Origin of the sequence: Rhodoferax aquaticus (assembly GCF_006974105.1) — a bacterium.
GTDB classification, from domain to species: Bacteria; Pseudomonadota; Gammaproteobacteria; order Burkholderiales; family Burkholderiaceae_C; genus Allorhodoferax; species Allorhodoferax aquaticus_A.
In genome coordinates this window covers 390,511-403,572 of record NZ_CP036282.1, presented here as the reverse complement: position 1 = coordinate 403,572, position 13,062 = coordinate 390,511, and the positions used below count along the sequence as shown (strand labels likewise).

Annotated in this window: 11 protein-coding genes; 6 read left to right on the top strand and 5 right to left on the bottom strand. The window is 61.1% G+C overall.

The window, feature by feature from the left end:
- Positions 1 to 37 precede the first annotated feature (37 nt).
- The 3 genes from EXZ61_RS21850 (at position 38) to EXZ61_RS01900 (ending at position 2,055) form a co-directional block, all read left to right on the top strand.
- On the top strand, positions 38 to 181 hold the full coding sequence (locus EXZ61_RS21850) for a hypothetical protein (protein ID WP_168224670.1): 144 nt from the start codon (positions 38 to 40) through the stop codon (positions 179 to 181).
- A 66-nt stretch (positions 182 to 247) separates the two neighbouring features.
- Positions 248 to 1,483: an MFS transporter gene (locus EXZ61_RS01905; RefSeq protein ID WP_142808486.1), complete on the top strand. Its 1,236-nt coding sequence runs from the start codon at positions 248 to 250 to the stop codon at positions 1,481 to 1,483.
- A 131-nt stretch (positions 1,484 to 1,614) separates the two neighbouring features.
- The gene (locus tag EXZ61_RS01900) at positions 1,615 to 2,055 is read left to right on the top strand and encodes a hypothetical protein (protein ID WP_142808484.1); all 441 of its coding nucleotides are present in this window, start codon (positions 1,615 to 1,617) and stop codon (positions 2,053 to 2,055) included.
- A 29-nt stretch (positions 2,056 to 2,084) separates the two neighbouring features.
- Here EXZ61_RS01900 and recG read toward each other — a convergent pair whose 3' ends face one another.
- Both recG and EXZ61_RS01890 read right to left on the bottom strand, forming a co-directional pair.
- Complete coding sequence (gene recG, locus EXZ61_RS01895) at positions 2,085 to 4,187, bottom strand: ATP-dependent DNA helicase RecG (protein WP_142808482.1); 2,103 nt, start codon at positions 4,185 to 4,187, stop codon at positions 2,085 to 2,087.
- A gap of 4 nt (positions 4,188 to 4,191) precedes the next feature.
- A complete protein-coding gene (locus EXZ61_RS01890) occupies positions 4,192 to 5,118 on the bottom strand; it encodes a pyridoxal-phosphate dependent enzyme (protein ID WP_142808480.1) in 927 nt (308 codons plus the stop codon).
- Between the two features lie 187 nt (positions 5,119 to 5,305).
- Here EXZ61_RS01890 and EXZ61_RS01885 point away from each other — a divergent pair, with 187 nt between their 5' ends.
- The 3 genes from EXZ61_RS01885 to tgt all read left to right on the top strand — a co-directional run bounded on the left by EXZ61_RS01885 (position 5,306) and on the right by tgt (position 8,766).
- Complete coding sequence (locus tag EXZ61_RS01885; protein ID WP_142808478.1) at positions 5,306 to 6,289, top strand: Bug family tripartite tricarboxylate transporter substrate binding protein; 984 nt, start codon at positions 5,306 to 5,308, stop codon at positions 6,287 to 6,289.
- 107 nt (positions 6,290 to 6,396) lie between these two features.
- The gene (gene queA, locus EXZ61_RS01880; protein ID WP_142808476.1) at positions 6,397 to 7,500 is read left to right on the top strand and encodes a tRNA preQ1(34) S-adenosylmethionine ribosyltransferase-isomerase QueA; all 1,104 of its coding nucleotides are present in this window, start codon (positions 6,397 to 6,399) and stop codon (positions 7,498 to 7,500) included.
- 48 nt (positions 7,501 to 7,548) lie between these two features.
- On the top strand, positions 7,549 to 8,766 hold the full coding sequence (tgt, locus tag EXZ61_RS01875; RefSeq protein ID WP_142808474.1) for a tRNA guanosine(34) transglycosylase Tgt: 1,218 nt from the start codon (positions 7,549 to 7,551) through the stop codon (positions 8,764 to 8,766).
- A gap of 103 nt (positions 8,767 to 8,869) precedes the next feature.
- Here tgt and EXZ61_RS01870 read toward each other — a convergent pair whose 3' ends face one another.
- From EXZ61_RS01870 to EXZ61_RS01860, 3 genes are all read right to left on the bottom strand, one after another.
- A complete protein-coding gene (locus EXZ61_RS01870; protein WP_142808472.1) occupies positions 8,870 to 9,277 on the bottom strand; it encodes a 3-phosphoshikimate 1-carboxyvinyltransferase in 408 nt (135 codons plus the stop codon).
- Positions 9,278 to 9,422: 145 nt separating this feature from the next.
- The gene (locus EXZ61_RS01865) at positions 9,423 to 11,009 is read right to left on the bottom strand and encodes a methyl-accepting chemotaxis protein (protein ID WP_142814062.1); all 1,587 of its coding nucleotides are present in this window, start codon (positions 11,007 to 11,009) and stop codon (positions 9,423 to 9,425) included.
- Positions 11,010 to 11,176: 167 nt separating this feature from the next.
- The gene (locus tag EXZ61_RS01860) at positions 11,177 to 13,048 is read right to left on the bottom strand and encodes a methyl-accepting chemotaxis protein (protein ID WP_425353601.1); all 1,872 of its coding nucleotides are present in this window, start codon (positions 13,046 to 13,048) and stop codon (positions 11,177 to 11,179) included.
- Positions 13,049 to 13,062 lie beyond the last annotated feature (14 nt).

Below are 13,062 nucleotides of genomic sequence, written 5' to 3'. Positions count from 1 at the left end.
CCATAGCCTACCGCATGGCCCCGGTCCTTTGGGCGGCATGGGGTGGAGTACCCTCATGGCCATGGACCATGTGTTTTCCCGCCTTTTGGGCACCGACTTTCCTATCGTGGGCGAGCTGCTGGTCTACGACGGCTTGATGGTGCCCAAGCAGCCGAAAGCCAAATCGCTATCAAATACATAGCTTCTTGCGCAATATCCATGGGCGCAAACGGCATAAAACGCTCTCACAATCAACCTAGAGGCTTGCATGCCACCACCCAACCCCGCAGACGCAGACGCTGACCCGGCCTCGCAATCACCAACAGTTCCACGCCCGCTCTGGGGGGTGCACCCGGATGTCATCAAGCTGGGTTTGGTCAGCTTTTTGACGGACCTGAGCTCGGAGATGATCTTCTCGGTGTTCGCCATTTTCTTCACCACCGTGGCGGGTGCTTCGGCGGCGCTGCTGGGTTTGGTAGAGGGCTTGGCCGACCTCTCAGCGTCTAGCCTCAACTACTTTGCGGGCTGGCTCTCAGACCGCAGTGGCAAGCGCAAGGCCTTTGCTCTGGCGGGCTATGGCTTTTCTACCTTGGCCAAAATCATCTTGCTGGTGTCCAGCTCGGTCACCGGGCTCACCGTTTTCCGGGTGATTGAACGGCTGGGCAAAGGCTTTCGAGGGCCGCCGCGTGATGCTTGGCTGGCCGCCGTGGCCGACCCAAGCAGCCGGGGCTATGCCTTTGGCGTGCACAAGGCCTTGGACAAATCAGGTGCCGTGCTGGGGCCGCTGGTGGCCTATGGCCTGCTGCGCTGGCTGGGCGAAGCGACAAGCACTTACCAACTCTTGTTCGCCGTGGCCATGGTGCCTGCGGTGCTCAGCATCGTGGCGCTGAGCCTGGTGAAAGACCAAGCCGCCCCAGCCCGCCAGCGCGACAACCTGTTTGCCAGCTGGCACAGCCTGAGCCCCGCATTTAAGCGCTACCTGCTTAGCGCCGGGGTGTTTTCTCTGGCGTATTTCAGCTTCAGCTTTTTGATGCTGCGCGCCCACAGCGTGGGCTTTGCGGTGACCGACATTGTGTTGCTCTACGCCTTGTTCAACGTGGCATGCGTCGTGGCTGCGCCGCTGATGGGACGCCTGAGCGACCGCATAGGCCGCCCGCGCATGGTGCTGCTGGGCTACGCGCTGTACGCCAGCATGAGCGTGGGCTTTGCACTGGCCAGCACGCAGTGGCATATCGTGGTTCTGTTTGTGTTGTACGGGGTGTTCTACGCGGTGGACGAAGCACAAAACAAAGCCTTTATTGCCGACCTAGAGCACGAGCGCCGCGCCACCGCCATGGGCCTGTACAACTTTGTGACCGGCATGCTGTACCTGCCCGCGTCTTTGGTGGCAGGTGCCCTCTGGCTATGGCAACCCGCTGTTGCGTTTTGGCTGGCAGCGGGCTTGGCAATGGTGGCGGGGGCTTTGTTTTTGCGCGCGCAGCGGGGGCATGCAGCATGCACCTGAAAAGCAAGGTAAAGGCGTGGCTTGCATAGCAACAAACTACCGTATGCCAGCCAAACTGAACGCTTGCCTTGACCGCCATCTGCGGTAAATTCACTAGCCATTTGTTCGTCCGCACACCGCCCCCATTTGCCATGACCCTAAAACATTTGTTAGCCTTGTTCGCTGCTTTGCTCTTGGCGTCTGTTGCGTGGCGTTACCACGATGCGCCTTGGCTCACGCAGTGGCTGCGGCCTGCGGCGCCGCCTGTACCCATTGTGTTTGACAACGGCACCGTGCGGCAAAAAGGGCCTGTGGTGGCCGACCCCGATCAAGGCGCGCCACCCGGTGTGATGCGCAAATGCCAAAGCGCCAAAGAGGTGACTTACACCGATACGCCCTGCCCCAAGGGCAGCCAAGAAATGGCGGTGGGCGGCAATGTGACGGTGGTGGCAGCGACCAAGCCACCGCCCAAACCTGCTGCCGTGCAGCCAGAGGCCAAAGACAGCCGCCCCAAAACGCTGATGGATGTGCTGGACCCGACCGATATGCAAAAGCTCAAAGACAAGCACATGGAGAAGGTGATCAACCCCTAACCTTGCAGCGGGCCCAGCGTGACAGGCGCTTACGCCTTTAAGAATTCAGCCTTGCCGCCCAACCAACGCTGCACATGCTTGGCGGCGAGGTGGGGGTGACGGTCTAGCAGCATGGGGGCTTCGGCCTTGGCCCACTCCAGCAAGGCGGTGTCGGTGGCCAGGTCGGCAAACCGCAACATGGCCTCGCCGCTTTGGCGCGCACCCAAAAACTCACCCGGGCCACGAATCTCTAAGTCGCGCCGCGCAATCTCAAACCCGTCATTGGTCTCGGCCATGGCCTTGAGCCGCTCACGTGCGCTTTGGCTCAGGCGCGGTGCGTCGCCCGTGGAATACAAAAGCACGCAGGCCGAAGCCGCTGCCCCGCGCCCTACGCGCCCACGCAACTGGTGCAACTGGCTCAGGCCAAAGCGTTCAGCATGTTCAATGACCATGAGCGAGGCATTGGGCACATCTACCCCCACCTCAATCACGGTGGTGCTGACCAGCACCGCCACCAGCCCTTCCTTGAAGGCGCCCATGACGGCTTTTTTGTCTTCTGGCGGCATGCGCGAATGCAGCAGGCCAATGAGCAAAGGCGTACCGTCGGCGCGCGTGGCACCGTTCAGGGCAGCGGCCAGGTCGGCATGGGTTTGCGTGGCGTTGCTCAGGTCCAGGGCCTCACTCTCTTCAATGAGTGGGCACACCCAGTAGACCTGCCGCCCCTCGCTCACCTGCGCGCGTATGCGCTCAATCACCTCGTCACGCCGCGCTTCGTTGACCACTTTGGTGACGATCGGCGTGCGGCCCGGGGGGAGTTCGTCCAGCGTAGATACGTCCAAATCCGCGTAGTAGCTCATGGCCAAGGTTCGCGGAATGGGGGTGGCCGTCATCATCAAGAGATGGGGTTCCATCGCCTCATGCTTGAGCTTGCCACGCAAGGCCAAGCGTTGCGCCACGCCAAAGCGATGCTGCTCGTCAATGATGGCCAGCGCCAGGTTGTGAAAGTGCACTTTTTCTTGAATGACGGCGTGCGTGCCCACCACCAACTTGGCTTCGCCGCTTTCAATCAGGGCCAGCATGGCGCGGCGTTCTTTGGCTTTTTGGGTGCCCGTGAGCCATGCGGTGGTGATGCCCAGGGGCTCTAGCCAGCCCAGCAGCTTGCGAAAGTGCTGCTCGGCCAAGATCTCGGTGGGCGCCATGAGCGCGCATTGCCAGCCAGCGTCCATACAAATGGCGGCCGCCAAAGCCGCCACCACGGTTTTGCCAGCGCCCACATCGCCTTGCAGCAGCCGGTGCATGGGCACATGGCGCGCCATGTCGTGGGCAATTTCTTGGCCCACGCGGGCTTGCGCTGCCGTTAAAGCAAAAGGCAACGCGGCCAAGAGGCGGGCGTGCAATGTGCCACCCGCCACCTCGGCCAACACAGGCGCACGCAGGGCGGCGCGGGCCCGGCGGCTTTGCAGTTGCGACAGTTGCTGGGCCAAGAGCTCTTCGGCCTTGAGGCGCTGCCACGCAGGGTGGCTGTGGTCAGACAGCGTGTCCAAAGACACATCAGGCGTGGGGTGGTGCAAAAACTGTAGCGCAGCGCGCAGTGTCCACAGCGTGTGCGGGCTGAATTGGCTTAAATCACCGGGCTCAAAGGTGTCCGCCAAGTCGGCCCGGGCCAAGCCACCCAGCACGGCCTTGCGCAGCACATGCTGGGGCAAGCCCGCCACCGTGGGGTACACCGGGGTGAGCGCAGCGGGCAAATTGCCGCCCGCCGCCTTAAAGCTGGGGTGCAACATGGTCCAGCCCAAAAAGCCCCCCTTGGCCTCACCCCGCACGCGCACCCGCTTGCCCACCTCCAGCGCCTTTTGGTGCGAGGGGTAGAAGCTGAAAAACCGCAGAGTGCAGATGTCGGTGCCGTCGTTCACCTTGACGATGAGCTGGCGGCGTGGGCGAAAGGTGACCTCGCACTCGATGACGGTGGCCTCAATCTGGATGTGCTCGCCCTCACGCGCTTCGTCCAGCTTGGTGATGCGGGTTTCGTCTTCGTAGCGTAGGGGCAGGTGCAAGGCCAGGTCAATATCACGCACCAAGCCCAGTTTTTCCAAGGCCTTGTCGTGCGCTGTTTTGGGCGCAGTGGCGGGCTTTTTGGGGGCGGGTTCAGACATGCAGCTATTGTGGCGCAGCAGCCCATCGCCACTGGCGGATTTGCTCCACCGTGGCAGTGGCGCCACCACACACGATGACCAACACCTTGGTGTAGGCCTGCAGGGCCGCATGCTGCTCGTAGACCACCGCCAGGGCCGCGCCGCACGCGGGCTCCACCACCACGCGGTGGTCATCCATCAAGCGTTCGCAGGCGGTGAGCGCGCTGTGGTCGGACACCAGCACGCTGTGCACAGGCCGCTCTTGGCTCCAACGCAAGGCCTGCTCGCACACACGCTTAGCCCCCAAGGAAGTGGCCACGGTGGTAATGGCAGGCAGCTCTACCGTGTGCCCGGCTTGCATGGCTTGGTGCAGTGATGCCGCACCATGGGTTTCCACCGCGATGAGGGGCACCGCACCCCAGCCATTGCGCTGCATTCCCAGTGCCACGCCACAGAGCAAGCCGCCGCCGCCCACCGAGAGCACCACCGCATCGGGCACCAAGCCCGCCTGCGCCACCTCGTCAACCAAGCTGGCATGGCCTTGCCACAAGAGTGGGTCGTCAAAGGGGTGGATGAACGCATCGCGCGCGCCCAAGAGCGACTGGGCGTGTGCATTGGCCTCTTGCCATGAAGCGCCCACGACCTGCACCTGTGCGCCTTCTAGCTGCAGCAGCTCGCGTGCGCGTGCAGGCGTGGTTTCAGGGACCACCACCACCACAGGCACGCCGAGCCTGCGCCCGGCATAGGCCACGGCCAAACCGGCATTGCCACCGGATGAAGACACCAAGCGCTGCGCACCATTTGCCACATGGGTCTCACACGCCAGCCCCACGCCACGCAGCTTGAAGGAGCCACAGGGCTGCGCGGCCTCCATCTTGAGCCAGACATCTCGCCCCGCGTGTGCGCTTAGGGGCAAAGATTCAATCAGTGGGGTAGTGATGTGCAAAGGCATGGTGGGGCGCAAAAAAAGTAGGGCAACTGGGCACGGGATGGCGAACAGCTTACCGCGAATTGCAGGGCAGTTTGCCCCACCCACCCCATGCGCTAAGGCACAGGTGCTGTGCTGCAAACAGCCCATCGGTGTTGCTAAACTGACCACCCACCGGCGCGTCCGGCACACCCCCCATAAGAGAGACACTATGTTGAAACGACTGATTGCCCCCATTGCCATTGTCAGTGCCCTGCTAGGCCTGACCAGTGCCTCGGTGGTGCATGCACAAGCGGCCTACCCTAGCAAAGCCATTCGCCTGATCGTGCCCTTCCCGCCCGGCGGTGGCACCGACATTTTGTCGCGCCTCATTGCCAACAAACTCACCGAAGCCAACCAGTGGACGGTAGTGCCTGACAACCGCGCAGGCGCAGGCGGCACCATTGGCATTGCCGAGGCGGTGAAGGCTGCCCCCACCGGCTACGACATGGTGATGGGCCAAAAAGACAACCTGGTCGTAGGGCCTTGGCTGTATGGCAACCTGCCCTGGGACCCCACCAAAGACTTGGTACCCGTAGCCCATGTGGCCTACACCCCCGTGGTGATTGCCACCGCTGCCAACTCCAAATTCAAAACCTTGGCCGATGTAGTGGCCGCCGCCAAGGCAGCACCCGACACCATCACCTACGGCTCACCAGGCAACGGCACCACCATCCACTTGGCGGGGCATTTGTTTGAAAAAGCCGCCAAGGTAGACATTCGCCATGTGCCGTACAAAGGCTCCAACCCCGCGCTGATGGACGCACTGGCGGGCAATGTGGACTTGCTGGTGTCGTCCGTGCCCTCGGCCATTGCCCAGATCAAGGGCGGCAAACTGCGCGCCTTGGCCGTCACCTCCGCCACCCGCAGCACCTCTTTGCCCGATGTGCCCACCGTGGCGGAGTTGGGCTACAAAGACTTTGACGTCAGCACCTGGTACGGCCTTTTCATGCCCGCAGGCACGCCGGCCAACGTGGTGGCGCTGGTCAATACCAAGGTAAATGATTTGCTGAACAACGCGGAGGTTAAAGCCGCCATCCACGCCCAAGGTGCCGAACCCCAGGCCATGAAACCCGAGCAGCTGGGCGCTTTGCTCAAGGCAGACTACACCAAGTGGAAAGCCATTGTGCAGGCCTCTGGCGCCAAGGTGGAATAAGCACAAGCAAGGCTTGGCAGTGGGTGCCTCTGGCGCCGGCTGCCAAGTGCGGGGATAATCGCCATCCCCTCACTCCTTGGAACGGGCCTGTCCGGCCCTCAAGCACCATGACTCTGGCCAGTGCCGCCGCGCGCACCTTCACCCTCAGCGATTTTGATTTCGCCCTCCCTGACAACCTGATTGCCCAACACCCTGCCCCGCAGCGCACCGCCTCGCGCTTGCTCGATGGCACGGGGGCCAACTCCGTAGACCGCATCTTCAAAGACCTGCCCACGCTGCTGCGTGCGGGTGACCTCATGGTGTTTAACGACACCAAAGTCATCAATGCCCGCTTGTTCGGCGAAAAAGCCACCGGCGGCAAGCTGGAGCTGTTGATCGAACGGGTGCTGGGTGGCAACCAAGTGGCCGCCCATATGCGGGTCAGCAAAAAGCCCGAAGTAGGTGCCACTGTGAAACTGGTGTGCGCCCCCGGCTGCGAGGATGGCCTGAGCGCCACGCTCCTAGGCCGCTGGCCTAATGCAGATGGTCCACTGTTTCGCTTTGTGCTCTCTAACGATGCGGGTGACAACCCCTACACCCTGATGGAGCGCCACGGCCATGTGCCGCTGCCCCCCTACATCACGCACACCGACTCGGCAGAAGACGCGCAGCGCTACCAAACCGTGTTCGCCAAAAACCCAGGCGCAGTAGCCGCTCCCACCGCCGCCCTGCATTTTGATGAGGCCTTGCTGGCCCAACTGGATGCTATGGGCGTGCAACGCGCGCATGTCACCCTGCATGTGGGGGCCGGGACGTTTCAACCAGTCAAAACAGAAAACATTGCTGAACACCAAATGCACAGCGAGTGGTACCAAGTGCCGCAAGCCACCATAGACGCCATTGCCGCTTGCAAAGCGCGTGGTGGCCGGGTGATAGCCGTAGGCACCACCACCGTGCGCACGCTGGAGAGCTGGGCCAAGTCCTGCACGGGGCCCGGCTTCGCGGGCGGAATTACCGAGGGCGACACCAACATCTTCATCACACCCGGCTTTGCATTTGAGGTGGTGGACATGCTGATCACCAACTTCCACTTGCCCAAGTCCAGCTTGATGATGCTGGTGAGCGCGTTTGCAGGCTACGTGCCCATCATGGCGCTGTACCGCGACGCTATTGCGCGGGAGTACCGCTTCTTCAGCTATGGCGACGCCATGCTGCTCGCGCGCGCCGCCTAAGCCCCGCCAACCCAAACCCTACCACTGCACGCCACCAGACACACTGCCATGTTGAAATTTGAACTGCTCGCCACCGACCCAGCCACCACCACGCCCGAGGGCAGCTACCTGGGCTCGCACGCCCGCCGCGGGCGCCTGACCCTGAACCACGGCGTGGTGCAAACCCCCATCTTCATGCCGGTGGGCACCTACGGCACGGTCAAAGGGGTGATGCCCCGCTCGCTGGAAGAAATGGGCGCGCAAATCATTTTGGGCAACACCTTCCACCTGTGGATGCGCCCGGGCACCGAAGTCATTTCGCAGTTCGGTGGCTTGCACGACTTTGAAAAGTGGGACAAGCCCATCTTGACCGACAGCGGTGGTTTTCAGGTGTGGAGCTTGGGCGAGATGCGCAAGATCAGCGAAGAGGGTGTGAAGTTCTCATCCCCCGTCAACGGCGACAAGCTGTTTTTAACGCCTGAGATTTCCATGCAAATTCAGCGCGCTTTGAACTCCGACATTGCCATGCAGTTTGACGAGTGCACGCCCTATCTGTCGGTAGAGCCCAAGACCAAGGGCCAAGTCACCACCGAGCGCGAAGCCCGCGACTCGATGGAGTTGAGCCTGCGCTGGGCCAAGCGTTGCCAAGCCGAGATGGACCGCTTAGAAAACCCCAACGCCTTGTTTGGCATTGTGCAAGGCGGCATGTTTGAACACCTGCGCGATGAGTCGCTGGCGGGCTTGGAGGAGCTGGACTTCCCTGGCATTGCGGTGGGCGGCCTCTCGGTGGGCGAGCCCAAAGAACACATGATGCGCGTGCTGCAACACGTAGGCCCCAAGCTGCCTAAGCACAAGCCCCATTACCTGATGGGCGTGGGCACCCCGGAAGACTTGATCGCCGGTGTGCAAAACGGCATCGACATGTTTGACTGCGTAATGCCCACCCGCAACGCGCGCAACGGCACGCTGTTTAGCCGCTTTGGCGACCTAAAAATTCGCAATGCGCGCCACAAAACTGACAAGCAACCGCTGGACGAAACTTGCACCTGCCACGCCTGCGCGGGCACCTCGGGTGTGAGCTGGGCCAACGGAGGGCGCGACGGCTTTAGCCGCGCCTACCTGCACCACCTGGACCGCTGCGGCGAAATGCTGGGGCCCATGCTGGCCTCCATCCACAACCTGCACTACTACCTAAACTTGATGCAAGAAGTGCGTGACGCCTTGGACGCCGGTCGCTTCGGCGCGTTTGTCAAACAGTTCCACGCCGACCGCGCTCGCGGTGTGTAAGGTCTGAGGTGTTGCGCGGAACGCTACACATTCAATAGTTGCCTGTCCAATATCCATGGGCGCATCGGACAGATGAGCCTTTGGACTTACCCATCCAGTGAATTCATCGCAGAAACTCGCTCTGGAACCAGCCCCAAACCCCTAAGGAAAAGCCGGGGATCAGGTCAATCCCTAGGGCAGACTTGACCAGATACAGCACCAAGAGTCCTACAGCGGTAGACACCAGCAAAAACACCGCCAGCACAATTGCCATGCTCAGGCGCTGCAACTTACGCTCACGCAAGCTAAGTACACGCTTATTGCGCCCGGCCAAAAACACAAAGTAATACTGCCAGCGCCACCACTTCAGCGTCCAGCGGGCATCTACGGCATGGGCACCCCAGGCACGCCCACCCAAGGCCACCTTGAGCGCCAGCAACTGCGCATCACTGAAGCTGCCCCGCATGTCTGCTGGCACCTTGTCCAGCAATTTGGTGATGACGGGGTCGGTTTGGATAGATGGAATATTCATCGGCACACCGTTCGTTGGGCTGCATGGCATGCGCGCACATTGCTACTACTTCCATAGCTAACTACGCAGCTTGCATGCGCGTTGTGGGGCACCACCCCTTCAAACCAGGCGATGTCCAAACGCGCAGACCGTCTAGGCCCGTGGTTTAAAAGGTTTCCCAGTCATCATCTCCGCCAGCCGGTGTTGGCTTAGCGCTGCCCTTGGGCAATGCCGCTACCGGACGTGCCGCTTGGGCTTGCTGTGGCTTGGGCGCCGTGCGTGCGGCAGCGCCTTTGGGCACACCGCCCTCACGCCGCTCAGGGCCTTTGAATGGCGTGGCTTTTGGGCTGGTGGAGCGCACCTTGGCCACAGGCAGGCTGGCACCCACGGTGCCGCCCGCCAGCTTGAAGACCGACACCACATCCACCAAGTCATTGGCCTGGCTCTTGAGGCTGCTGGCGGCAGCGGCCATTTCTTCGACCAAGGCCGCATTCTGCTGGGTGGCGTGGTCCATTTGCGTGACGGCTTGGCCCACTTGCGCCACACCGTTGGCTTGCTCGCTGCTGGCAGCACTGATCTCGCCCATGATGTCGGTCACGCGTTTGATGGAGCTCACCACTTCGGTCATGGTTTCGCCCGCTTTGTCAACCAAGCTGGTGCCGTGTTCTACCCTCTCTACGCTGGCGTTAATGAGACTTTTGATTTCTTTGGCAGCGTCTGCGCTGCGCCCTGCCAAGCTGCGCACTTCGCTGGCCACCACGGCAAAGCCTCGGCCTTGCTCGCCTGCACGGGCCGCTTCGACCGCTGCATTCAAAGCCAAGATGTTGGTTTGGAAGGCGATGCCGTCAATCACGCTGATGATGTCGCTGATCTTGCGGCTGGACTCGTTGATGCCTTTCATGGTCTCTACCACTTGGCTCACAACCTCACCGCCTTGCACGGCCACGGTGGATGCGTTCATGGCCAGCTGATTGGCTTGGCGTGCGCTGTCGGCGTTTTGTTTCACGGTGGAGTTGAGTGCGTCCATGCTCGACGCCGTTTGCTGCAAGGCGCTGGCTTGTTGTTCGGTGCGGTTGCTGAGGTCGTTGTTACCCTCTGCAATTTCGGATGAGGCCGTGGCCACGCTGGCAGCTCCCTGGCGCACCTCACCTACCAAGTTGGCCAAACTGGATTGCATGCTGGCCATGGCATGGAGCAAAGCCCCCACTTCATCCTTGCCCCCGGTGGGAATGGCACTGGTCAAGTCACCCTGCGCCGCGCGGTTGGCGGCCTCAGCGGCAGACTCTAAGGGGTCCACAATGCTCTTGGAGAGCCGCAAGGCGATCAGGGTTCCGACAATCAAAGCAATCACCAAGACCACCCACCCGGTGGACTCCGCGCTTGCCAAAGCTGCCTGCAACTGCTTGCTGTCGCTGATCTGCAGGCCCACCAATTTGCCCGCCATTTGGTCCACTGCCTGAGAGTAAGCTTCGGGCGCCCCACTGGCAGCTGCCGTAGCGGCCGCCACGGCAGATTTTTCCTCTGGGTCTTGCACCAAGCTGCCGAGTTTCTTGGCCGGTTCAATCTCTGCACCTGGTACCGGTGCTTTGGTAGCCACCGCAATCTTGACTTGGGTTGCCCAGTCAGAGGCCAAAGACAAGCGGTAGGCTCGCTCATCGAGCCTGCCATTGAAGTGTTTGATCGTGCCCAACTGCAGCTCACTCAACACTGTCAAGACACCTAGCATGAGCAAGATGACACCGAAGCCAAGCATGAGCTTGCGTTTGATAGAGAGTTGCACGCGAATGTCCTTTACAACGAAGTAGGGAGAAGGCTGCCCATTCTTGGCCCTACAGCAGCAAAGGTCAAGCTAAAGCCAAGGGAAAATACCAAGGCCCATTAGCGTCTTGCTGAGGCAAAGGCCCGGTGGCAAAGCCCTGCTTAAAAGGTTTCCCAGTCGTCATCCCCACCCGCAGGTGTGGACTTGCTGCTGGTCTTGGGCAGGGCAGCCATGCTGGTTGCAGGCTTGCTGGCCGATGCGGCTGGCGCAGGGGTGTGCCCGCGTGCGGCGGCGCCCTTGGGCACGCCAGCTTGGCGTCGGTCGTTGCCATGGAAAGCTGCGGCCGATGGTTTCGTCGAGCGCACCTGGGCTTTGGGTAGCACAAATGCACCGCCAGCTCCCCCCGAGACTTTGAACAAGGCCACGGTTTGCACCAAGTCATTGGCTTGGCTCTTGAGGCTGCTGGCGGCAGCGGCCATTTCTTCGACCAAGGCCGCATTCTGCTGGGTGGCGTGGTCCATTTGCGTGACGGCTTGGCCCACTTGCGCCACACCGTTGGCTTGCTCGCTGCTGGCAGCACTGATCTCGCCCATGATGTCGGTCACGCGTTTGATGGAGCTCACCACTTCGGTCATGGTTTCGCCCGCTTTGTCAACCAAGCTGGTGCCGTGTTCTACCCTCTCTACGCTGGCGTTAATGAGACTTTTGATTTCTTTGGCAGCGTCTGCGCTGCGCCCTGCCAAGCTGCGCACTTCGCTGGCCACCACGGCAAAGCCTCGGCCTTGCTCGCCTGCACGGGCCGCTTCGACCGCTGCATTCAAAGCCAAGATGTTGGTTTGGAAGGCGATGCCGTCAATCACGCTGATGATGTCGCTGATCTTGCGGCTGGACTCGTTGATGCCTTTCATGGTCTCTACCACTTGGCTCACAACCTCACCGCCCTGCACGGCCACGGTGGATGCATTCATGGCCAGTTGATTGGCTTGGCGCGCGCTGTCGGCATTTTGTTTGACAGTTGAACTCAAGGCGTCCATGCTCGACGCCGTTTGCTGCAAGGCGCTGGCTTGTTGTTCGGTGCGGGCAGACAAGTCGTTATTGCCTTCGGCAATCTCCGACGAAGCGGTGGCCACACTCTCGGAGCTGCTGCGCACCGTGCTCACTACGCTGGCGAGTTGGTCGCGCATGCCTTTCATGGCGGCCATGACGCTTTGGGTATCGCCGGGGGCCAAGACCAAGTCGCGCGTCAGGTCACCATCGCGTATGCCTTCGGCTGCGCTGCGCACGGCGTCGGGCTCTGCGCCCAAGCTGCCCATGACAAAACGTGTCATGGCCCACAGAAATCCGCCAGCCATTACAACACTCAAGGCCGCGGCCAAGATGACCAAGCTGTACCAATGGTTCTTCGTTGCCTGCGCCTCATTCACGGCGGCTTGGGTACGCATATCGACCAAGGTCAAAAACTCGTCCACCGGCTTCATGATCTTGGCCTTGAACAGGTGGTAGTTTTTGTCATGCATCATGGCGCGGGCCTTGGCCAGTTCGGCTTCGTCTTTGGTCTTGACGAGCTGCATGGCCACCGTTTCGGTTTTCACCAAGTCGTCTGAATTGCCTTGGGCTTCCTTGAGCTTGCCAAACTCTTGCTCGGTAAACCCAGCCTTACGCATCAGGTCTTGCAGCGGCACGGTCTCACCCGTGCCACGGCCAGGGTCGGTACCTACTGCGCGGAAATCCCAGTAAATTTTTTCGTACTGGTTGGGGCGCGGTTTCTTGCCGTTGCGAATGTCCAGGATTTCAAAGTACTGCTTTTCCCACTCGTCTTCGCCAGACACCACATAGGTACGCGCCAGGCGGGTCAGGTCGTCAGAACTTTGGCGCAATTCGTCAGCCAGCAGGTAAGACGAATACCGCGCAAGATTGGCTTGCGAAATACTGTCATTGGCTTGACCCAGTTTAAGCAGCGCGGCGGCCACCAAAAGCGCTGGCAGCAGCAAGGCGGCCAGCATCCATCGGAACATTTTGTTCACTGATTTCATAAAGACTCCCTGAG